At 69.5% G+C, this 20,726-nt stretch carries 18 protein-coding genes; 14 read left to right on the top strand and 4 right to left on the bottom strand.

Annotated elements, in window-relative coordinates; all coding sequences use genetic code 11:
• Positions 1-7 precede the first annotated feature (7 nt).
• From AC1DEY_RS00690 to AC1DEY_RS00665, 6 genes are all read left to right on the top strand, one after another.
• Positions 8-2,746 (top strand): glycoside hydrolase family 78 protein, encoded by a 2,739-nt coding sequence (locus tag AC1DEY_RS00690; protein ID WP_476866312.1) that lies wholly within the window; start codon positions 8-10, stop codon positions 2,744-2,746.
• On the top strand, positions 2,743-3,756 hold the full coding sequence (locus tag AC1DEY_RS00685) for an alpha/beta hydrolase fold domain-containing protein (RefSeq protein WP_476866311.1): 1,014 nt from the start codon (positions 2,743-2,745) through the stop codon (positions 3,754-3,756). Before AC1DEY_RS00690 ends, AC1DEY_RS00685 begins: the two co-directional genes overlap by 4 nt.
• A 100-nt stretch (positions 3,757-3,856) precedes the next feature.
• Positions 3,857-4,762 carry an alpha/beta hydrolase fold domain-containing protein gene (locus AC1DEY_RS00680; RefSeq protein ID WP_476866310.1) on the top strand — a complete coding sequence of 302 codons (906 nt, stop codon included), beginning with the start codon at positions 3,857-3,859 and terminating at the stop codon, positions 4,760-4,762.
• A gap of 183 nt (positions 4,763-4,945) precedes the next feature.
• A complete protein-coding gene (locus AC1DEY_RS00675) occupies positions 4,946-5,818 on the top strand; it encodes a fumarylacetoacetate hydrolase family protein (protein ID WP_476866309.1) in 873 nt (290 codons plus the stop codon).
• Positions 5,818-7,626, top strand: coding sequence for an FAD-dependent monooxygenase (locus AC1DEY_RS00670; protein WP_476866308.1), 1,809 nt, complete (start codon positions 5,818-5,820; stop codon positions 7,624-7,626). Before AC1DEY_RS00675 ends, AC1DEY_RS00670 begins: the two co-directional genes overlap by 1 nt.
• Positions 7,604-8,875 carry a DUF3500 domain-containing protein gene (locus tag AC1DEY_RS00665; RefSeq protein WP_476866307.1) on the top strand — a complete coding sequence of 424 codons (1,272 nt, stop codon included), beginning with the start codon at positions 7,604-7,606 and terminating at the stop codon, positions 8,873-8,875. Before AC1DEY_RS00670 ends, AC1DEY_RS00665 begins: the two co-directional genes overlap by 23 nt.
• 89 nt (positions 8,876-8,964) lie before the next feature.
• Here AC1DEY_RS00665 and AC1DEY_RS00660 read toward each other — a convergent pair whose 3' ends face one another.
• Complete coding sequence (locus AC1DEY_RS00660; RefSeq protein ID WP_476866306.1) at positions 8,965-10,032, bottom strand: quercetin 2,3-dioxygenase; 1,068 nt, start codon at positions 10,030-10,032, stop codon at positions 8,965-8,967.
• A gap of 720 nt (positions 10,033-10,752) precedes the next feature.
• On the opposite strand from AC1DEY_RS00660, the gene AC1DEY_RS00655 reads away from it, so the two are divergent.
• Positions 10,753-11,088 carry a YegP family protein gene (locus AC1DEY_RS00655; protein ID WP_441408504.1) on the top strand — a complete coding sequence of 112 codons (336 nt, stop codon included), beginning with the start codon at positions 10,753-10,755 and terminating at the stop codon, positions 11,086-11,088.
• 1 nt (position 11,089) lies between these two features.
• On the opposite strand, the gene AC1DEY_RS00650 is transcribed toward AC1DEY_RS00655, so the two are convergent.
• Complete coding sequence (locus AC1DEY_RS00650; RefSeq protein WP_476866305.1) at positions 11,090-11,356, bottom strand: hypothetical protein; 267 nt, start codon at positions 11,354-11,356, stop codon at positions 11,090-11,092.
• Positions 11,357-11,452: 96 nt separating this feature from the next.
• Positions 11,453-12,124 carry a hypothetical protein gene (locus AC1DEY_RS00645; RefSeq protein WP_476866304.1) on the bottom strand — a complete coding sequence of 224 codons (672 nt, stop codon included), beginning with the start codon at positions 12,122-12,124 and terminating at the stop codon, positions 11,453-11,455.
• A gap of 86 nt (positions 12,125-12,210) precedes the next feature.
• Here AC1DEY_RS00645 and AC1DEY_RS00640 point away from each other — a divergent pair, with 86 nt between their 5' ends.
• From AC1DEY_RS00640 to AC1DEY_RS00620, 5 genes are all read left to right on the top strand, one after another.
• The gene (locus AC1DEY_RS00640; RefSeq protein ID WP_476866303.1) at positions 12,211-12,411 is read left to right on the top strand and encodes a hypothetical protein; all 201 of its coding nucleotides are present in this window, start codon (positions 12,211-12,213) and stop codon (positions 12,409-12,411) included.
• Between the two features lie 338 nt (positions 12,412-12,749).
• Positions 12,750-13,256 (top strand): sigma-70 family RNA polymerase sigma factor, encoded by a 507-nt coding sequence (locus AC1DEY_RS00635; protein ID WP_476866302.1) that lies wholly within the window; start codon positions 12,750-12,752, stop codon positions 13,254-13,256.
• Positions 13,253-14,026, top strand: coding sequence for an anti-sigma factor family protein (locus tag AC1DEY_RS00630; RefSeq protein ID WP_476866301.1), 774 nt, complete (start codon positions 13,253-13,255; stop codon positions 14,024-14,026). Before AC1DEY_RS00635 ends, AC1DEY_RS00630 begins: the two co-directional genes overlap by 4 nt.
• 42 nt (positions 14,027-14,068) lie before the next feature.
• On the top strand, positions 14,069-16,762 hold the full coding sequence (gene hrpB, locus AC1DEY_RS00625; protein ID WP_476866300.1) for an ATP-dependent helicase HrpB: 2,694 nt from the start codon (positions 14,069-14,071) through the stop codon (positions 16,760-16,762).
• A gap of 163 nt (positions 16,763-16,925) precedes the next feature.
• A complete protein-coding gene (locus AC1DEY_RS00620; protein ID WP_476866299.1) occupies positions 16,926-18,155 on the top strand; it encodes a macrolide family glycosyltransferase in 1,230 nt (409 codons plus the stop codon).
• Between the two features lie 33 nt (positions 18,156-18,188).
• Here the strand turns inward: AC1DEY_RS00620 and AC1DEY_RS00615 are convergent, their stop codons facing one another.
• A complete protein-coding gene (locus AC1DEY_RS00615; RefSeq protein WP_476866298.1) occupies positions 18,189-18,878 on the bottom strand; it encodes an alpha/beta hydrolase family protein in 690 nt (229 codons plus the stop codon).
• A 78-nt stretch (positions 18,879-18,956) separates the two neighbouring features.
• On the opposite strand from AC1DEY_RS00615, the gene ligD reads away from it, so the two are divergent.
• Positions 18,957-19,979 carry a non-homologous end-joining DNA ligase gene (gene ligD, locus AC1DEY_RS00610; protein ID WP_476866297.1) on the top strand — a complete coding sequence of 341 codons (1,023 nt, stop codon included), beginning with the start codon at positions 18,957-18,959 and terminating at the stop codon, positions 19,977-19,979.
• Between the two features lie 118 nt (positions 19,980-20,097).
• A complete protein-coding gene (locus tag AC1DEY_RS00605) occupies positions 20,098-20,703 on the top strand; it encodes a dTMP kinase (protein ID WP_476866296.1) in 606 nt (201 codons plus the stop codon).
• Positions 20,704-20,726 lie beyond the last annotated feature (23 nt).

Raw genomic sequence — 20,726 nt, 5'->3', positions numbered from 1 at the left:
GCCGACGTTGACTCCCAACACCCTTCGTTTCCCGTCCCAGGACCCCGCCCGACTGGGTGCCCCCGTTCCGGGCACCATGGTTCCCGCCCCCGTCCGCTTCGAACACCACGAGGAGCCCTTCGGCATCGGCGAGGACCGGCCGCGGCTGTCCTGGCAGGTCACAACGGACACTCCCGGCTGGGTCCAGACCGCCTACGAGCTTCAGCTCGGTCCCGATGGCGGCAGCCTGGCAAGTTACGGCCGCACCGACAGTTCCGAGCAGCTCCTGCAGCCGTGGCCGGCGCCGCCGCTGGAGAGCCGCCAGCGCATCGCAGTCCGGGTCCGTGTCTGGGGCAACGACGCCGGCGGGCCCTCCGCATGGAGCCCCGTGGCCCATGTGGAGGCCGGACTGCTGAACGCCGCAGACTGGCAGGCCGCCATGATCCGCCCGGCCTGGGACGAAGCCAGCGAAGCCAACGAGCCGGCAGCGCGGCTGAGCAGGATTTTCGAGCTGGAAGGCGATGTGCAGTCCGCCCGGCTCTACGCCAGCGCGCGTGGCGTCTACGTGGCGCACATCAACGGCCGGCGCGTGGGCCGGGACATCCTGGCACCGGGCTGGACCAGCTACCATCACCGGCTGCGCTACCAGAGCTACGACGTCGCTGAGTACCTCCAGCCCGGCACCAACGTCATTGGCCTTGAGGTAGCGGACGGCTGGTGGCGCGGCAACCTGGGCTTCCAGGAGAAGCGAAACACGTACGGCAACCGCACCGCCGTGATCGCCCAGCTGGAAATATCCGACGCCGGCGGGGCAGTCACCACGATCGGCACGGATGCGTCGTGGCTGGCCGGGCGGGGGCCGGTGCTCTCGGCGGACCTGTACGACGGCGAAACCTACGATGCGCGGCTCGAGAGCCATGGCTGGGCCCAGACCGGGGCTGAGAGGGGAGCTGAGACCGTGCTGGACGCAGGCACGCCGCAGCCCGCCGTCGTGGTTGATGGCTTCGATCCTGCGGTCCTGGTCGCACCCGACGGCCCACCCGTCAGGGCCACCGAGGAGTTGCCGGTCAAAGCGGTGCTGGGAACGCCGTCCGGTAAGACCATTCTGGACTTCGGCCAGAACCTCGTCGGCCGGGTGCGCTTCCATGTGAGCGGTCCGCCCGGCACCGAGGTGGTGCTGCGGCACGCCGAGGTGCTGGAGCACGGTGAACTTGGCGTCAGGCCGCTCCGGGTGGCCAAGCAGACCGACCGCTACATCCTGCGCGGAGCTTTGGGCGGCGAATCCTGGGAGCCCGGGTTCACCATCCATGGCTTCCGCTATGTGGAGGTGAGCGGCTGGCCGGGCGAGCTGGACCCCGGCGCCTTCACCGCCGTCGTGATCCATTCCGAGCTGGCGCGAACAGGTTCGTTTGCATGCTCTGATCCGATGCTGAACCAGCTTCATTCGAACGTCGTGTGGGGGATGCGCGGGAACTTTGTCGACGTGCCCACGGACTGCCCGCAGCGCAACGAGCGGCTGGGCTGGACCGGGGACTTTCAGATCTTCGCCGCCACGGCAGCCTTCCTCTACCGGATTCCGGGCTTCACCGCCTCGTGGCTCAAAGACATGGCCACCGAGCAGGGGACCGACGGGCCGCCGCCGCTGGTGGTCCCCGAAGTGGTGGCCGAAAAGCCGCCGTTCCCGGACCGCCCGGTAATGGCCGCGTGGGGTGACGCCGCCGTCCTTGTACCCTGGGTGCTGTACCAGCGCACGGGGGACCTGGAATTCCTGCGCCGGCAGCTGCCGGGAATGACCGCCTGGCTGGAATCCGCGGCCCTGGCCGCCGGCCCGGAGCTGCGCTTTGAGCACGGCTTCCAGTTCGGCGACTGGCTGGACCCGGCCGCACCGCCGGACTCGCCCGGTGACGCACGCACGCCCTGGAAGCTCGTGGCGCAGGCATACCTCGCGTACTCGGCGTCGGTGGCCGGCGAGGCTGCCGAACTGCTGGGCCAGGACGCGGAATCGAAGCGGTTCCGCGAGCTGTCCGGCCGGTCCCGGGCGGTGTTCCGCGAGCGCTACCTCGACGACGCCGGCAGGCTCCGGCCGTCCACACAGACCGCCTACGCGGTGGCCCTGCGCTTCGGACTCCTCGAACCGGCGGAGCACCCCGCCGCGGCCGCCCGGCTGGCGGAAACCGTGGAAGCCGACGGGTACCGGATAGCCACCGGGTTCGTAGGGACTCCGCTGGTCTGCGACGCGCTCAGCGAGCACGGCCAGGCGGCGGCGGCCTACCGGCTGCTCCTCCAGACAGAGTGCCCATCCTGGCTGTACCCGGTGACCATGGGCGCCACCACCATCTGGGAGCGCTGGGACTCCATGCTCCCGGACGGCAGCATCAACCCCGGTGAGATGACGTCCTTCAACCACTACGCCCTCGGTGCTGTGGCCGACTGGATGCACCGCAGCGTGGCCGGCCTCGCGCCGGCCGCGCCGGGGTACCGGAAGCTGCTGGTCCGGCCCCTGCCCGGCGGGGGACTGGGCTGGGCGGAAGCCACGCACCAGACCCCCTACGGCGAGGCCGCGGTCCGGTGGGAACGGGACGGCGAGGAGTTCTCGGTGTCCGTGACCGTCCCGGCCGGCTGCACCGCCGCGGTGTACCTGCCCGACGGCGGGAACACCGGCGTCGACGTCGGCTCCGGGACGCATTCGTTCCGCTGCGTTGTTCCTTCCGCCGCAGCCCCCTCGGCAGCAGCCGGTGGAGCCCGCGAGCCGGCGCTGCAGCCATGACCCTGGATCTGGAGCTGGCCGGCCTCATGCACCACGTGACCGGTGCCGGTTCCTTCGCCGATCTCCTCGCCGACCCTGCCGGGATGCGGCGGCTGGAGGCATTCAGCGGTGGGGACCTGCCGTATGTGGCCCCTGCCGTTCCCCTCCGCCTGGTGGAAGCCCCGGGGCCCAACGGGCCTGTGCCCATCCGGATCTACGGCCCCGGCAACCTGGACCTGGACCGGGGCCCGGGTTCGGGGGAAAGCCGTTCGTCCGGTGCCGGGCTGCCCGGTCTGGTGTGGCTGCATGGCGGCGGCTTCGCCGGGGGCACCCTGGACATGCGGGAAGCCGATCAGGTTGCCCGTGAACTCGCTGACCGGACCGGCGGGCTGGTGTTCTCCGTCGACTACCGGCTGGCCCGCGACGGCGTCCACTTCCCGGTCCCGCACGAGGACACGCTCGCGGCCTGGCGCTGGACAGCCGCCCACGCCGAGGAGCTCGGCGTGGCGCCGGGTGGCCTGTGCCTCGGCGGTGCCAGCGCCGGCGGGAACCTAGCCGTCGGCGCCGCCATGTATCTCAAGGACGCAGGCCTGGCGCTGCCGGCCAAACTGCTCCTCGCGTATCCGTTCCTCCACTCGGAGCTGCCTTCACTGGAGCCTGCCGCCGTAACTGACGGAGGCGTGCTTTCGGCCCTGCCCCGGATCCTGCGCTTCACCGGGGATGACTGCCGGGGCATGGTGGAGAACTACATTGGCGGCCCGGCCGGGATGGCGTCCTCGTACGCCCTGCCCGGCCATGCCGATCCTTCAGGGCTCCCCCCGGTGGCAGTCATTGCCTGCGAATACGATGACCTGCGCACCTCTGCTGAGCTGTTCGTCGAGTCACTCAACGCGGCGGGTGTTCCGGTGGCCTTCCGGCTGGAAAAGGGAGCGACGCACGGGTACCTCAACCACTCGGCGGCGCTGGGGATCGTGCAGCAGGGGCTGGCATTCCTCGCGGCTGAAGTGGACTCGGCAAAGCCCTTTCAATGATTGAAATCAGCGGTTTGCGCCCGCCCTGTGATCCGACAGTCTTAGGGGGAGGCGCCGACGCATCAGGTGAACCGGCACAGGAAACGGAAGGGAGTCGACCATGACGGATGCTCACGTGCTGAGCGGCATCGAATTCGCCCGCACGGGCGGCGACGGTTCGCGCCCGCTGCTGCTGGACCTCTACCTTCCGGCTTCCGGGAACGGGGCGGCTCCCCGCCCCGCCGTGGTCCATTTCCACGGTGGTGGCTGGCGCGTCGGGGAGCGGTCCTCGCTTGGCCCGGTCCTGGACGGATTCGGCCTCAGTGCCTTCGAAAAGCTCACCGTCGCCGGATTCGTGGTGGCGTCGGCCGACTACCGGCTCAGCCACGAGGCAGTTTTCCCGGCCCAGCTACACGACGCGAAGGCTGCCGTGCGCTGGCTCCGGAACCATGCCGCCGACTACAACGTGGACCCGGCCCGGATCTATGCGTGGGGCGACTCCGCGGGCGGCCATCTCGCCAGCCTGGTGGGCCTCACTGCCAATGCCGGCTCCCCGGACTTCGCAGATGTTGACGGCGCAGGTGCTGAGAGCTCTGCTGCCGTGGCTGCGGTGGCCGCCTGGTACCCGCCCACGGACCTCGTCCGCATGGCCGAACAGAGCCTGCCCACCGCCGTCGCCCGGGCCGACGACCCCGGATCCCGCGAGGAACTCCTCATCGGCGCCGTCCTGGCCGACGAGCCGGCGAAGGCGGCAGCGGCCAGCCCCATCAGCCACGCCAGCCGTTCGGCGCCGCCATTCTTCCTGGCCCACGGAACGGCGGACCGCTTCGTTCCGCCTGCACAGTCCGAGTCGCTGGCAGCCGCGCTGGAAGGTGCCGGTTCCGCCGTCGAACTTCTCCTGATTGAGGGCGCGGACCACATGTGGATCCTCCCGGACCACAGCCAGGCCGCGGCCGAAAAGGCAATGGGGGCGACCCTCTCGTTCTTCCTCCGGCAATCCCGGTCCGCGGACACGCCGGCACCCTGACCGGCCGCAGCACCCCAAAACGGCAACACAGCATTATCGCCGGACTAACTACACGCACCGGCCCGCCGACACGGACCCAACTCCACAGGTTCTCCAACTACAGGGCTCCTAACAGCAGGGTCTCCATCGCCGTGCCCACCTACCACCCCCCCGCCCCCGGGCGGCACCAGAAAGGCCCACCACATGCAGTACATAGGCATCAATCACGACGGCGGCGCATGGGCGGCTGCCGTCCTGGGCTCACGGGTGTTTCCGCTGGCCCCGGTTCCGGACTTCTGGGCCGATGCCGCCGGTTGGCAGGAGAAAGCGGTCTCCCTCTCAGCCGACGCGCTGACGGAGGACTCCGGTGACGCGCTGGACCGCGCCGACGTCACGGAGGTCCCGCTGGTGCCGGCCTCGGCCCGGGTGATCTGTGTCGGCCTGAACTACAGGGCCCACGCCGCCGAAGGCAGCTACAAGGACCAGGAACTGCCGCCCTACCCCACACTGTTCGGGCGCTGGACGGCCTCCCTGTCGGTGGGAAACGTGCCGGTCCCCGTGCCCTCGGGCGAGGACGGCCTGGACTGGGAAGGCGAAGTGGCCGCCTACATCGGTCACCGCGTGGAATCCGTTGACGAAGCCACGGCCGCGGACTCAGTTTTCGGCTACTCCACGTTCAATGACCTCACCGCGCGCCGGGCCCAGAAACTCACCTCGCAGTGGACGCTTGGCAAGAACGGCGACCTCAGCGGGCCGATGGGCCCGTTGGTCAGCCGGGACGAAGTGGGGGACCTGCGCGACGGCCTGCAGGTCCGAACCCGGGTGAACGGCACCGAAGTCCAGAACGGCAACACCAGGGACATGATCTTCTCCGTCCCGGCAATCATCGCGCTGATCAGCCAGACCTTCACCCTGCACCCCGGCGACGTCATCGCCACCGGCACCCCTGAAGGCGTGGGCTACGCCCGGACCCCGCAGTGGCTGCTGCAGCCCGGCGACAGCGTCGAAGTGGAGATCGACCGGCTGGGGACCCTCACCACCCCCATCGGCACCCCGGACCTCCGGGCGAGGGCCTGATGACCGCCATCGAGAACGCCTCCCTGTCGGACCTTCCGGAGGACGTCCCGGTGCTGATTGCCGGCGGCGGGCCCAGCGGGCTGTTCCTGTCCCTGGACCTCGCCCGGCGCGGCATCCCCAGCACCGTCATCGAACCACGGACGTCCATCGATCCGGACAGGCCGCGGGCAAAGACCACCAACGCGCGCACCATGACGCACCTGCGCCGGCTGGGCCTCGCGGACACCCTGCGGAACGCGGCGCCCCTTCCTGTTTCCTACGCCCAGGACGTCATCTTCTGCTCGGGGCTGACAGGGGACAGCGGGCGGGAAATCACCCGGTTCCGCCAGGCGTTCCAGCTGGTTCCCGGCCGCTACGAGCAACAGCCCGAGTGCGGACAGCAGGTCCCACAGCCTGTCATGGAAACAGTCCTGCGGGACGCCGTTGCAGGATCGAAGCTGGCCACCCTGCTGACCGGGCTGACCGTCGGCGACGTTTACGACGGCGACCGTCCTTCCGGCCCGGCCGCCCCCGGGCCGTCCGGCCCGCGCGCCCGGGTGGAGGTCTCGGACGCGGCCGGACGCCGCCGCGCCGTCGAGTGCCGCTTCCTGGCCGGTGCCGACGGCGGATCCTCCGCCGTTCGGCGCGGCCTTGGCATCCGCCTGGAGGGCGGCTCCGCGGAACTGTCCAACATCAGCATTCTCTTCCGTTCCCGGGACCTGGGTGAGGCCATCACCCTGGATCCCGCCGTTCAGTATTGGGTGCTGGGGCCGGGCGTGGCCGGCATGGTCGGCAGGATGGACCTCGAAGGCACCTGGTGGGCCATCATCCAAGGCGTGGACGGGCGTGAGGCCTTCGACGCGACTGCCCTGGTGCGCTCGCTTATTGGTGCGGACGTGGACCTTGAGATTGTCGCCACCGACCCCTGGACAGCCCGCATGCTGCTGGCACCCGGCTACGGCGGCGACGCCGCATTCCTGGTGGGCGACGCCGCACACCTGAACCCGCCGTGGGGCGGCCACGGCTTCAACACCTGCATTGGCGACGCCGCCAACCTGGCATGGAAAATCGCCGCGGAGATTGATGGCTGGGCCGGCCCGGCACTGCTCGGAAGCTACGAACTGGAGCGGCGCCCGGTGGCCGAACGGACAATCCGGGACGCCGCCGCCAACGGCCAGGCCCTCGCGTATCACTTCGCGGACCCCGCGCTGCGCGGCGGCGGGACCGCGGGCGAGGCCGCGCGGCTCCGGGCCAAGGAGGCGCTGGCGGTCAAGCAAAGCGAATTCGATGCGCTGGGCCTGGTCCTGGGCTACGGCTACCCGTCCTCGCCCCTGGTTGTCCCGGACGGCTCGCCCGTGCCGCCCGAGGACCCCATCCGCTACGTTCCCTCGGCCAGCCCCGGCGCGCTGTTGCCGCACGCCTGGCTGGACCGCTCGACATCGCTCTACGACATTCTTGGACCGGGTTTCACGCTGCTGGTGGACGCCGGGAGCCTTGATGGCGTGCCCGCGCAGGAGGCCTATAAGCCGGTCCTGACGGCCGCGGCGCGGCACGGCATTCCGGTGACGGTTACCGCCGTCGGGCCAACAGATGACGGAACGCCGATGGCGGACCTGTGGGCCGCCGACGCTGTCCTGGTCCGGCCGGACCAGCACGTCGCCTGGCGTGGGACCGCGCCCGACGCCGCGGCGGCGGCCATCGGCATCGCCGCCGGCTGGCCACCCGAACACCGCATTTCCAAAAACCGCGTTTCCGAAGACCCCTTTTCCAAAGACCACACGTCCAAAGACCACGACAGGAGCCCCCGTGTCGACGCAATCGTTCCGTGACTTCCTCTACCCGCCGGACCATCCGCGGGTGGCGGCGATCCGCGGGCTGGATGCCCGGAGCTACGCCGAAGCAGCCACCACGGATTCCTTCGCCGGCCCCATGATCGAGGGCTGGAAGACGCTGTACCCGCAACCGTTCGTGGGAGTCACCAACAACGGCACGGTAATTGAGGGCCTGTACCCGTTGGGGCCGTCAGAACCCGGCGAGGAGGTTCCGGCAGCCGCCATGGTGGCTGCCGCCGGGACGCTGCTCGGCGCCGTCACCCCCGCCCAGGCTGAACAGCTGGCGTACGCGGCGGACGCGCCGGAATGGCAGAGCTGGGCCAACCCGGAGTTCATGCAGCACGACACCGGGCTCCGGCTGGACGAGCTGGACAGCCCGGTCCGCGATGCCGCCCTGTCTGTGATGGAGGCCAGCCTCAGCCCTGCCGGCTACGAGCTGGTCCGGAACCTGATGCGGATCAATGGGTTCCTGGGCGACCTGGTGGAACTCCCGCAGCTGATGAACGAGTTCAGCTACAACTTCGCCCTGTTTGGATCCCCGTCCCTGACCGAACCATGGGGCTGGCAGATTTTCGGCCACCATGTGGCGCTCAATTGCCTCGTGGCGGGAAGCCAGCTGGTGGTCTCGCCGGTGTTCCTCGGCGCCGAACCGGATCTCATCGACGCCGGCCCGCACCGGGGCGTGACAGTGTTCAGGGAGCGGATCGCCTGGGCGCGCGAGCTCATGGCATCCCTCCCGGAACAGCTGCGGCGTGACGCCACGGTGTTCGAGGACATGCAGGACCCAGCCATGCCCGAAGGCCGGATGCACCCCGGCGATGAGCGGCATTTGGCCGGGTGCTTCCAGGACAACCGGGTGATCCCGTACGAGGGCATCAGGGTGCTGTCTCTGCCGGCCCGGGCGCGCACCATCCTTGACCTGCTGGTGGACGACTTCATTGCCCACCTGCCGGACGGACCGAGGGCAGCGCGGCGCCGGGAAATCCAGGAGCACTACGGCCAGACCTGGTTTTCCTGGATCGGGGGCTCGGCCGACGGGGATGCCTTCTACTTCCGGATCCAGAGTCCCGTGGTGGTCATGGAGCTGGACCACCATACGGGCGTCTTCCTCAGCAACGACACCCCCGCCCCGTTCCACATGCACACGGTGATGCGCACGCCCAACGGCAACGACTACGGCCGCGCGCTAGTCCGTCAGCATCAGGAAGCCCGCCAGCATCATGAAGCCAGCCGGTTCCAGGGCTGAATCCGCAGCCGAACAAACAGCCAGGGTCCGGAACTTTTGAGGAGTTCCGGACCCTGGCTGTTTGTCGAGCGGACGTGCTTAGACGGGTCTTAGATGTCCAGTGCTGCGCGTCGCTGCGGCGGGGGACCCACCACTGTCAGGTCCATCTCGGCCTGGGCGCGGCCGAAGCCCTCCATGTCCATGTACGGTTCGCCGCCTTCGGTGTACATGTAGTCCTCGGTGGGTTTGTTGAAGTACTCGAAGAAGCCGTTGAACACCGACGGCGTCAGGAACCCCACCATCTGGGTGTTGTGGGAGTCGAACGCGAAGGAGTGGATGGTTCCCGCCGGTGCGTGCAGGAAGTCGCCCTTGGTGAGCAGGACCTCGCGCCCGTTGGCGTAGATCCACATCCGGCCCTCGGTGCAGAGGAAGTTTTCCGTGTGCTGTTCGTGGAAATGGAGCGGAATGTAGGGGGACTTGGCGCCCTTGGTATGGACAGCGAAGTAGTTCGATCCCGTGTTCGCCGGCCGGGACAGGTACGTGAACATGGTCTGGTAGCTGACCATCCGCTCGCCCTCCCCGGCGCTGAGGAAGTACGGGCTCTGGGCGGCTGGCAGCCCGGCGTCCTGCCGGAATGACGGCGCCACCCGTTCGACGTCGGGGAACGTCATCCCGAATTCGGCGCCCACCTCGGCGCACTCCCGCAGGCTGGGATTCCGGCCCGCCGTGACGGGCGGGACGTGCGAATCGATGGGCGTGCCGACGCGCTCGTAGTACGCCTCGGCGCCGCCGGGGGTCATCCAGTTCAGGAAGCGCGTGTAGTGGCTTGCCATCCGGTACGCGTGTGGGGTTCCCGGCGGGATCACCACGGAATCCCCCGGAGCCAGGATGCGGCTTTCGCCTGGCAGCCATACGTGCAGGATGCCGTCGAAAACGTACAGCGTCTTGTGTTCCACGGAGTGGCTCACAAACGGTGATTCGGACCCCATCCCGCCGGAGATGTAGGCGGCGCTGAAGATCCCTCCGGTGTCCGCCGCGCGGGCAATGACGGTGACCAGTTGGCCGTTGATCTCGTAGCGGGCGCCCTCGCCCGACGCCATGTAGTAGGGGACGGCTTCGCCTGGCAGCACATTGGCCACCGGGAGCTGTTTGTTCATTTCCTCAACGCTGAGGGACATCGCATCCTTCTTTCCTGTCGGTGGACCGCGGACTGCCCCCAAGAATGCCTCCGATTCTCCGCCGGGACGACATCTATTTCCAATGGATGAAACACTTCCGCCGATTCGTTTCAGGCCGCTGGACCCCGGGGTGACGGTTCCAGGCCGGTTGTCGACGCTCCAGACCGTTCCCTAGGTGTCCCCGGCATTCCCGGATACGGTCCTAAGGCCCTGTTTTCGTGTCAGTCCCCGCGGTTAGGGTGGCGTGAGGCGCATGGCGGTCCGCGATTCGAGCCGGTGCGCCCTCAGTCAACAAAGCCGAGGACTGCGGGGGGAACTTTGTCCAATGATTCGACCATGACCTGGTCTCCCGGCGATTCGGGCCGAACGGCGGCAACGGCGCCGTCCGAACGGAGGGACTGCGCCGCCGGCCATCGGGATGGCTCCAGCCCGCCGGCGTCCCCGGCCGCCAGCCTAGGCGCCTACTGCAGCGATCATTGGCCGCCCCTGTAGGCGCGCCAGCGCCGGCGGTCGCCCACCACGCGGGGCTGTTGGCTCCTGTTTACCCAGGATTTACGCAGCTGACCTTGTGAGCGATTCAAGGCCGCGGCGAAACTGTTAAGACGGGCTGATGCTATCTCTTCAGCCGCAAGGATAAACCAGCGGGCAGCAGCGCAGCTTCCCCTTCCACGCCGTGGCAACGATGCCCGGAAGGGGAGCCCGCAAAACGGGAGGAACGTCATGGCCGGCACATTTGAACTCTTCGTAGATGCCGATGCCTGCTTCAGGTTCCGGCTCAGGGCCCCGGACGGGGCAGTACTGGCCGTGTCAAAGGGCTTCGCAGACAAGCCTGCAGCCGTTGCCGGCATCACCGCGGTACGCGAGTACGCCGGCATGGGACTGATCAGTGACCTGTGCCCGGCCGAGCCCCCGGTGAGTCCGGCGGCACCGCGGCCAAGGGCAGCCGGCACGCCCGTGCCCGGCGTCGACCGGCGCGTGCATGACAACGACCTTCGCATCCGTGCCAGGGCCCTCCGCCGGCCGGCGCACGGTCCCGGGGCCGTCGGCGTTGCCTGACCTACGGCTCCATTCCGGCGTTGACCGGAACGAACTCGATCTTGTTCGCGGGGTGGACCGTCTTCCTCGGTGCCCGCGAGAACCCCTTGGCATCCAGATGGTTCTGGGCCCGGTACTCCGCCAGGGCGTCGTCATAGAGGCCGTTGAGCCGGCGCCCGGAGTAGACCCCCTCCGAGCCGTCCGCAAACGTGATGCTGATGAGTGTCTTTTCTGGAAAATGCCGGTTCATGCGGATGAAGCCGTCGGCGTCCTGCTTGAGGTTGATCATGCGGTTCCCACTTTCGTGATCGAGATGATCCAGTCTCCCGTCTTCGTCCTGCCGAATCCAGCCGGTTGGCGGCAGCCGCCGGTGGGCGACGTCGACCTACTCGGACGCATAGGCGTCCACCGCCTGCTCAATTGCGGGACTGTAGAGGTCCCATGAGTCGGCGGGTGCGGCCGCCACCAAGACGCTGCCACCCCGCGATCCTGCAACGAGGCAGGCGATCTCCCGGTACCTGTGCGCGCCGACGCGAGTCACATAGGTGTCCTCCACGCATGAGCGGATGCCTCCCCGGAACGGCATTCCGGCACGGTCTGCCAGTCGGTTGGCGGAGGCGGCGTTCTCGCCCGTGAGGTGGGCGAGCCGAAACTCGGACCAATTGGACAGTGACTCCTCGCCCTGTTGCGGTGTGGCGTTGAGATAGATCCTGAGATCACCGTTCGGCGCCGTCGCGGTTGCGGATACGGTGCCGGGGTCGCCCTCCACCGGAATGGCATCGGGTGGGATGGACAGTACCGCTGTCGCATCCGGGAGTTCCAGGGACTGCCACCCTGCCGGGGCCAGGCCGGCGCGGAACCAGCCGAAGGGAGCTGCCCCGGACGGAGGAGCCGCCGCTGCCTCGTTCCCGGTCCGGGAACAGCCACTGGCGCCCAGCACCGCCGCCGTCCCTGCCAGCGCGAGGAACAACAGTGCCGTTCGACGGCGCGGTGCAGGCCCCGCCGTGGTGCTACTTGTTGCCGTCACCGTCGTCCGGTCCTCCGTTGTTATCGGCATCGTGATCATTCCCGCCGGGAGCCGCCGCGGGCGGCGGAACCATCGGCCTGGGAACCATGGGCCGGGGAACCATTGGTCGCGGTGCCATGGGATTCGGAACCATCGGCCGCGGTGCCGGGACCACGGGCGGAACGACGCGTCGCGGTGCCGGGGCGGGTGGCCGGACCATCGGGGCCGGCACCATGGCAGGCGGAGCTGGCATCGCCGGGGCCACCTGCGAGGGGATCGGTGCCGGAGCAGGCGGTGCAGGTGCAGGCGGTGCAACGGCCGGTGCCGGGGCCGGGTAATAGGGGTCTTTGGGCGCCGGCGAGGGGCTCCCCGCGGCGGGTGCCGGTGTGACTGTGCCAGGGGTGGATGGTGGGGCCGGTGCTGCCGTGTGCCCGGCGAAGCAGGATCCGAGCATTAGTGTCGTGCCCAGCGCAGCGGCGGCAAACGCCGGGCGGGAAATCTTCATGGTGCGCTCCTGAGGGAAGGCCGGCCGTGTTCGGCCGGGCTGTCCCTAGAACGGCGCCGCCAGCCCAAGAGTTCAACGTTGCCAACTGCCAAACAACTTCCAGACGGATTCCAGCCGGGGCCGGTGAACGGAAAGCGGCCCGGCGTCGTAGTTAAGGCCAGGAGGCGGAAAATGTCCGATCGGGAGGCCGAGCTGCTGCGCTCGCTGCAGGACGCCTACGGTCCGGCCCTGTGGCGGTTCGTCATGCGCATGACCGGTGACAGCACCCTGGCCGACGACGTCGTACAGGAAACGCTGATCCGTGCCTGGCAACACCCGGAAGTCCTGCAGCGCCCGGAGGCGGCGGTGCGGGCCTGGCTCTACACGGTGGCCCGCAATCTGGTCATCGATGACCGGCGTAGCGCCCGACGCCGGCACGAGAACCGGACGGAGCCGTTGCCGGAGATTCCAGAGGCGGACCGGGTGGACAAGATCCTGGACGGGTGGCTTGTATCGGATGCCCTGGCCGGGCTGTCCGCCGAGCACAGGGCTGTGGTCATCCACGCGTACTACCGCCGGGAGACGACGGCAGAAATCGCGGAAAGCCTGCAACTGGCGGAGGGGACTGTGAAGTCGCGGCTGCATTACGCGCTGCGGGCGATGCGGCTGGCCCTGCAGGAAGGAGGCGTGACGCCATGAGCAAGAACGGAATGGATGAGTACCGCAGCTGGGATGCCGCGTATGTGCTGGGATCCTTGGTGTCCTCCGAGCGCCACGAGTTCGAAGAACACCTGTCCGGTTGCGCCGGATGCAGGGCCGCCGTGGCGGAGCTTGCCGGAATGCCGTCGCTGCTGGCCGCCCTGTCGCCCGAGGAAGCCCTCGCCCTCGGGCAGGCCGACCGCGGAAGGCCCGTGCCGGGGGTGGCCCCCGGGGTGGCCGGCGGCCTCGCGGGCGGGCTGCCGAGCGGTCTGGCGGGGCAAGTCCAACGCGGACGCCGGCGCGTGCGCCTGGCCGTGGCCGCCCTTGTTGTGGGCGCGGCCGCCGCCTCGGGCGCTGTCACCGTTGCCGTGACCGCCCCGGTCAGCGCACCTCCGCTGCCCCCCGCGCAGACGCAGGCCGCGTCAGGGACGGCCCTGAACTTCACCCCGGTGGCCGACAGCATGCTGGCCGCAAAGGGTTCACTGACCCGGCAGCCGTGGGGAACCCGGATCGACTGGGAGTGCACCTACACGCCATCCCCGGCTGACGTTCCCGCACCGGACGGATCCGGCGGTGCCCGCCCACCCGAGGAGTATGGATTGGTGGTTGTCGATTCCCGTGGTGCCGCCACACAGGTGGCCACCTGGACGGCAACTCCCGGGACGGTGGCCACGCCGACGGCGACCACGGTGATCCGGACTGACGACATCCGCCGGGTCGAAATCCGTGCCGTGGCCAGCGGGCGGACGATCCTGAGCGCGAGCGTATAGCCCGCGCGGACATGGTTCACGAATTGCAGAGACAATGGAGGCGTGACTTCCGCGACCACACGCCTGGACCCAGCCTGCTCCAACGGCCTCTTCGATCTCGGCGTCGTCGGGGCGGGCCTGACCTTCGCGGATTCGCTGGGGGACCTCGCCGCCGCATTGCGGGGCGGCGGTGCCGGCGCGTCCGCGGTGGTCCAGGCTCCTCCCGGCACGGGCAAGACGACGCTTGTCCCGCCGTTGCTCGCCAACCTCGCGGCCGCAAGGATCGGCAGCGGAAGCGGTGCCAGCCCGCGGATCGTGGTCACGCAGCCGCGCCGCGTCGCCGCCCGCGCTGCAGCCCGCCGCCTGGCTTCCCTCGACGGCACCCGGCTCGGTGAGCGGGTCGGTTACACGGTCCGCGGCGAACACCAGACGGGACCCGGGACGGTGATCGAGTTCGTTACCCCCGGCATCCTGTTGCGCCGCCTCCTGGCGGATCCGGGGCTCGAGGGCACCGATGCCGTGATCCTCGATGAAGTCCACGAACGCGGGCTGGAGACGGACCTGCTCGTCGGGATGCTGGCCGAAGTCCGGCAGCTGCGCGGTGACCTCACGCTCGTCGCCATGTCCGCGACCCTCGACGCGCCCCGCTTCGCTGCGCTGATCGGTGACGCATTGATCGGCGAGGCACTGATCGGTGGTGCAGACGGGAACCGCGACGGCGGCCGCCGGGCCCCGGTTGTCGACTGTCCCTCCGCGCTGTTCCCGCTCGAGGTGGAATGGGTCCCGGCGTCGGTCCCGCGGCTGGACGAACGCGGAGTGGCCCGGGCCTTCCTGGACCACGTGGCCGACACTGCAGCGGCGGGGCATGCCGCCGCACTGGCTGCCGGGCGGGACCTTGACGCCTTGGTGTTTGTCCCGGGCGCATGGGAAGTCTCCTACGTTGCCGCCCGGCTGCGCGGCCGGAGCCACGCCGAAGTCCTGGAACTCCATGGCCAGGCCGGCCCGGCGGAGCAGGACCGCGCCGTCTCCGGGCGCGAGCCCGGCGGGGCCGCCCGGATCATCGTTTCCACCGCACTGGCCGAATCCTCGCTCACCGTCCCGGGCGTCCGGCTGGTCATCGATTCCGGGCTGTCCCGCGAGCCGCGGCGTGACTCCAACCGCGGAATGTCCGGACTCGTGACAGTGTCCTGCTCGCGGGCGTCCGCGGAACAGCGGGCCGGCCGTGCCGCACGACAGGGCCCCGGCACGGTGATCCGCTGCTATGACCAGAGGGCCTATGGCGCAGCGCCCGCCCACCAGACTCCGGAGATAGCCGCAGCAGACCTGACCGGCGCCGCCCTGGTGCTGGCCTGTTGGGGAGCCCCCGGCGGCCGTGGACTGGCCCTGCCGGACGCGCCGCCCCAGGCCGCGATGGACAACGCCGTTGAAGTGCTGCAGGAACTCGGGGCAGTGGCGCCGGACGGTCACGCAACCGATCTGGGCAAGATCCTGGCCCGGGTCCCGACGGACCCGCGGCTGGCCCGCGCTCTGCTGGACGGCGCCGCGACGGTGGGCCACCGTGTGGCGGCCGAGGCGGTCGCCCTCGTCTCGGGGGACCAGCGCGCCCCGGGCGCGGACCTCACCCGCCTTGTGGCCGCGCTGAGGACGGGCCGGGATCCCGGATCCCGGCGGTGGGCGGAGGATGTCCGGCGGATGGAGAGAATCGCACGCCAGGAGGGGTCCGGCGTCGCGTCCTCCGCTCCTGCCGGCGTGGTGGACGCCGCGGAGGCAATCGGCTTCGTCGTCGCCCTGGCCTTTCCGGACCGTGTAGCGCGCCGCGTCCCGGGCGAGGGGCCGGCGCAATACCTGCTCACGTCCGGTACGCGGGCCGGGCTGCCGGCCGGCAGCCCGCTGTCCGGGCACGAGTGGCTGGGCGTGGCCGAAGTGTCCCGCGCGCAGGGCCGCGACGCCGCGGGGACCGGCGCCGTCATCCGCTCCGCGGCGCCACTGACGGCGGACACCGCGGAGGCTGCCGCCCGCCACCTCCTAAGCGACACGCTACAGGCGCGATTCAGCCAGGGCCGTGTCTCGGCCCGGCGTGAGCGCCGCCTGGGCGCAATCGTGCTGTCGTCCACCCCGGTACGCCCGCCCGCGGACGAAGGCCGCGGAGCTGTGGCCCGCGCCCTGGCGAGCGAGGGGCTGGCGACCATCGGCTGGTCGAGCGCGGCGGAGGCCTTGCGCCGCCGGCTGGCCCTCCTGCACCGGGAGCTGGGCGGGTCCTGGCCCGACGTGTCCGAGCCGGTGTTGCTGGCCCGGCTGGACGAATGGCTGGCCCCGGAGCTTGCCGCGCTGGCCGGCGGCGCATCCACGGGCGGGATCGACCTCGCCGGGCCGCTGAGCCGGCTGCTTCCCTGGCCCGAGGCGTCCCGGCTCGGTGAATTGGTGCCGGAGACGCTGGCGGTCCCCAGCGGATCCCGGATCCGGATTGACTATCCGGAGGTCGGAGACGCCACCGGGCGGCCGGTGGTGGCCGTCAAACTGCAGGAGTGCTTTGGCTGGGCGGAGACGCCGCGGCTTGCGGACGGGCGTGTGCCGGTGCTGTTCCACCTGCTCTCACCGGCACGCCGGCCCCTGGCCGTGACGGATGACCTCGCCTCGTTCTGGTCCGGGCCCTACGCACAGGTCCGCGCGGAAATGCGCGGCCGCTATCCCCGGCATCCGTGGCCCGAAGACCCGTGGACCGCGCCGGCGACAGCCCGGACCAAGCCACGGAACTGACCCCCGCGGGGCCGGAAACTGGCACCGCCGGCCGAACACTCGCGCCGCCCGGGGCAACAGGGGCATGATGAAGGAGCACGACGCCGGCGGACCGCGGGACGCCGGGCAACCAGGCCGGTCAAGTGGCAAATAAAGCGTGATCTCAGCCAAGCGATGAAGAGTGATGGCCATGCATCTTGCGTTCGTCTCCATTCCCGCCTACGGACACGTCAACCCCACCCTGCCGCTGGTGGCGGAGCTTGTGGGCCGGGGGCACCGGGTCACGTACTTCACATCGGCCGACTTCGGACCGCGGATCCGTGACGCCGGAGCGGCTTTTTCGGCTTCCGGCGGGAACTGGATGGCATCAATGCCTGCCCTGGCCCCCGGGCAGCGGGCGCAGGCGCACCTGATGCTGCCGCTCATGAACCGTGTGTTCGAGGACATCCGCGCCAGCTTCCCGGCGCTCGTGGAACACCTGCGCCAGGACCCTCCCGACGCGATTTGCTTTGACGCGATGACGCTCAGCGGCAGCATGGCCGCTGAAAAGATCGGCGTGCCGGCCATCGCCCTCATGCCCACCTATGCCACCAACGAACACTTCTCGCTCCGATCACTGATGCCTGCCCGGCCGCCGGAAGGCGCCGATGAAATGGCCAAGGTGGCTATGGCCATGGGCCGGCTGCTGGCCGAGTTCGCGGCCGAGCAAGGCGTGCGGACGCCACGGATGTTCGATGGCCCGCCGGCGCCGTTCAACATCGTGTTCCTGCCGCGCGAGTTCCAGCCCCGTGGGGAGACATTCGATGACCGGTTCCGGTTCGTCGGGCCAAGCGTGGGCGGCCGCGAGAGCGAAGGTGAATGGGTGCGTGGGGGAACGCGTCCGCTGGTGTTCATTTCGCTGGGGACCACTCCACTGAACCGCCAGCCGGACTTCTTCCGGACGTGCCTGGACGCCTTCGGCGGAAGCGACTGGGACGTCGCCATGGCGGTCGGGGACCAGACCGGACTGGCTGATCTCGGGACGATTGCGCCAAACGTCCTGGTCCGGGCCTTCTTCCCGCAACTGCAGGTTCTGCGCCAAACCAGTGTCTTCATTACCCACGCCGGCATGAACTCGACCATGGAGGCGCTCTATTTCGCCGTCCCGATGCTGGCCGTGCCGCAGCAACCGGAGCAGGAGGCAACCGCCAGGCGGCTTGAAGAACTGGGCCTTGGCCGGCACCTCGCAGCGGAGGACGTTGGTCCGGACGCGCTCAGGACTGCAGTCGCCGAGCTCCATTCCGATGCACAGGTGCGGCGGAACGTGGCCGCCATGAGCGAGATTGTCCGCGGGGCGGGAGGGGCCGCGGCCGCAGCCACCGCGATTGAATCGCATGTGCATCACGGGGCGGGCCGGTTCGGGACGGTCGGCTAGCGGCAGCCGGTTAGGCCGGTCGGCTGGGGTTGATCAGCGGAGCGCGTCCGCGGGATTATCGCCGTGCGCCCTGAGGAACTCCGCGACCGTGGCCGCCAACGACGCCCCTACCTCGTCCGTACCGCGCTTGGCACCGGCAACAGCAAAGGAATGGTCCCCGCCCTCGCGCCACTCCACGGTCGCGGTCGGCCCGATCCTGGCCGCCACGGACTCCAGCAGTTCCGGGGTAGCGAACGTGTCCCGGGTGCCCTGCAGGAACAGCATCGGCAAAGTCAGCCCGTAGAGGTGCTCATCGCGGAGCTTCTCCGGTTTGCCCGGCGGGTGCAGCGGATAGCCGAGGTAGACGAGCCCGGCGGCCGGCATGCCTTCCGCCACCGCCATGGAGGCCATGCGTCCGCCGAACGATTTCCCGGCGGCCCACAGCGGCCGGCCGGCAGACCGGGATGCGGCGGCGTCCATGGCCACCCGCCAGGCGGCGATTGCCGCCGGCGGCCTGTCAGGAAACTTCCGTCCTGCCTCTCGGTAGGGAAAGTTGAACCGCAAGGTGGCGACACCCAGGCCGTTCAGGGCCCGGGTGAAGCCCCCGAGGAACGGATGGTCCATTCCCGCCCCGGCGCCGTGGGCAACAACCAGAGTGGCGAACGAGCCGTCGGGGTCGGCAAAGACGCCCGAGACTGTAGCGTCGCCGACGTCGAGGGTGATGGGGACTTCGGGTGTCGTCATGTGTCCATCATGCCCGGTCAGTGGCGTCCAGCCCGCTGCGCTCTTCACCTGTCCACGCCGCCGGGGTAGGTTGTCCCCATGGCCAGGGAAGAAGCGCACCTTACTGTCAGCGGTCCGCACGGCGACCGGGAGATGCGGGTGTCGAGCCCGGGCAGGGTTGTCTGGCCCGGTCTGGGACTCACCAAGCTGGACCTGGCCCGGTACATGGTGGACGTCGGGGACGCTTTCCTGGCGGCCAACGGGGACCGGCCGGTGACACTCCAACGGTTCAAGGACACGGTGGATGGCGAACAGTTCTTCTCCAAGAACCCGCCCAAGGGTGCCCCGGATTTCATCCGCTCGGTCGACGTCGCCTATCCCAGCGGACGATCGCACCCGCAACTGGTCATTGACGAAGTCGCCGCCGCCGTGTGGGCGGTGCAGATGAACACGGTGGTGTTCCACCCCTGGGCCTCCCGGGCCGGCAATCCGGACAACCCGGACCAGCTGCGGATCGACCTTGACCCGCAGCCCGGCACCGGCTTCGCGGAGGCTGTTCCGGTCGCGCGGGAATTGCGGCGCGTCCTCGCCGAGACAGGGCTGGAGGCCTTCATCAAGACCTCAGGCAACCGGGGACTCCATGTCTTTGCCCCGATCGAGCCGACCCGGGAGTTCCTGGACGTGCGCCACGCGGTCATCGCCGCAGCGCGCGAACTCGAGCGCCGCCTGCCCGAGCAAGTAACCACCGCCTGGTGGAAGGAGGAACGCGGCGCCCGCATCTTCGTCGACTTCAACCAGGCGAACCGCGACCGCACGATTGCGGGGGCTTACAGCCCGCGCGCACTGGCCAACGCGGCGGTGTCGTGCCCGATCCGCTGGGAGGAACTCGACTCCGCCGACCCTTCTGCCTTCACCATCGTCACGGTGCCGGACCGGCTCAAAGCCACCGGCGATCCGTGGGCCGGCATGCATGCGAACCCAGGGGCCATCGATCTCCTCCTGGGGTGGTGGGACCGGGACCTCGAGGCGGGTCTGGGAGAGCTGCCGTTCCCGCCGGACTTCCCGAAGATGCCCGGGGAACCGCCGCGGGTGCAGCCCAGCCGGGCGCGCAGCCAGGGCTGAAATCGCTAATTCGTCGTTCGTTCCCGGGACGAATCAGCGGCCTCTACCGTTGGTAGTAGTAGGCGGAGCCTGCGACGGTGCACGGCGCCGCACCGCCACGCGATGAGAAGGAATCCGATTGCTGATTGTTTTGACGGGAATTGACGGATCGGGAAAAACAACAGCCGCACGGTCTACAGTGAAGGCCGCGCGCCGGGCCGGCCAGAACGCGCTCCTGCTCAGGAACTACGCAGGCCGGCGCAGGATGTCCCTGCTGAGCACACAGTTCGGCGTGCAGCTTCACCCACGGTTGGCCGATGCCGTGGAGACAGTCATCCGCACGGCGAATGTCGTCGTTTCCCATGCCAGGGCGCACCGGCATCCGGGCTTGGTCATCATGGACCGCCACCTGCACTGCCAGCTTGCACTGCGCCAGGCACGGGGTCTTCCCCGGGGCTGGCTCCTGCCGTTCCTCCTGGCAAAGTTTCCGCAGCCCGACGTCGTGCTCCACCTGGTCATTGACCCTGAACAGGCCCATCGACGGGTAATGGCGCGCGACACGGACACGGAAACGCTCGAGGAACTCGACTCATTGAGGGCCGCCTACCAGGCGATGCCCGAATACGCGCACTTTACCGAGTTGGCTGCGTCGGGTACACCAGAGGAAGTGGTCTCCCAGCTCTCGCTCGTCATCGCCGATGCCGCCAGGAGCCGGGGGGAAGAGCCGGCGTCGCCCCATCCGTGAGCGCGCCCGCGTCGAATTACCGG

The sequence above is a fragment of the Arthrobacter sp. 05T47 genome, assembly GCF_056395825.1.
The sequence above is the reverse complement of the archived record's forward strand: the minus strand, read 5'-3'. Positions and strand labels throughout refer to the sequence as shown.

Excerpts from the sequence above, each read along its gene's own strand:
- ligD (WP_476866297.1), top strand. The coding sequence starts at position 18,957 with ATGGCCAGGGAAGAAGCGCACCTTACTGTCAGCGGTCCGCACGGCGAC.
- AC1DEY_RS00615 (WP_476866298.1), bottom strand. The coding sequence starts at position 18,878 with ATGACGACACCCGAAGTCCCCATCACCCTCGACGTCGGCGACGCTACA.
- AC1DEY_RS00685 (WP_476866311.1), top strand. The coding sequence starts at position 2,743 with ATGACCCTGGATCTGGAGCTGGCCGGCCTCATGCACCACGTGACCGGT.
- AC1DEY_RS00635 (WP_476866302.1), top strand. The coding sequence starts at position 12,750 with ATGTCCGATCGGGAGGCCGAGCTGCTGCGCTCGCTGCAGGACGCCTAC.
- AC1DEY_RS00630 (WP_476866301.1), top strand. The coding sequence starts at position 13,253 with ATGAGCAAGAACGGAATGGATGAGTACCGCAGCTGGGATGCCGCGTAT.
- AC1DEY_RS00680 (WP_476866310.1), top strand. The coding sequence starts at position 3,857 with ATGACGGATGCTCACGTGCTGAGCGGCATCGAATTCGCCCGCACGGGC.
- AC1DEY_RS00650 (WP_476866305.1), bottom strand. The coding sequence starts at position 11,356 with ATGATCAACCTCAAGCAGGACGCCGACGGCTTCATCCGCATGAACCGG.
- AC1DEY_RS00670 (WP_476866308.1), top strand. The coding sequence starts at position 5,818 with ATGACCGCCATCGAGAACGCCTCCCTGTCGGACCTTCCGGAGGACGTC.
- AC1DEY_RS00675 (WP_476866309.1), top strand. The coding sequence starts at position 4,946 with ATGCAGTACATAGGCATCAATCACGACGGCGGCGCATGGGCGGCTGCC.
- AC1DEY_RS00620 (WP_476866299.1), top strand. The coding sequence starts at position 16,926 with ATGGCCATGCATCTTGCGTTCGTCTCCATTCCCGCCTACGGACACGTC.
- AC1DEY_RS00640 (WP_476866303.1), top strand. The coding sequence starts at position 12,211 with ATGGGATTCGGAACCATCGGCCGCGGTGCCGGGACCACGGGCGGAACG.
- AC1DEY_RS00660 (WP_476866306.1), bottom strand. The coding sequence starts at position 10,032 with ATGTCCCTCAGCGTTGAGGAAATGAACAAACAGCTCCCGGTGGCCAAT.
- AC1DEY_RS00645 (WP_476866304.1), bottom strand. The coding sequence starts at position 12,124 with ATGCCGATAACAACGGAGGACCGGACGACGGTGACGGCAACAAGTAGC.
- AC1DEY_RS00655 (WP_441408504.1), top strand. The coding sequence starts at position 10,753 with ATGGCCGGCACATTTGAACTCTTCGTAGATGCCGATGCCTGCTTCAGG.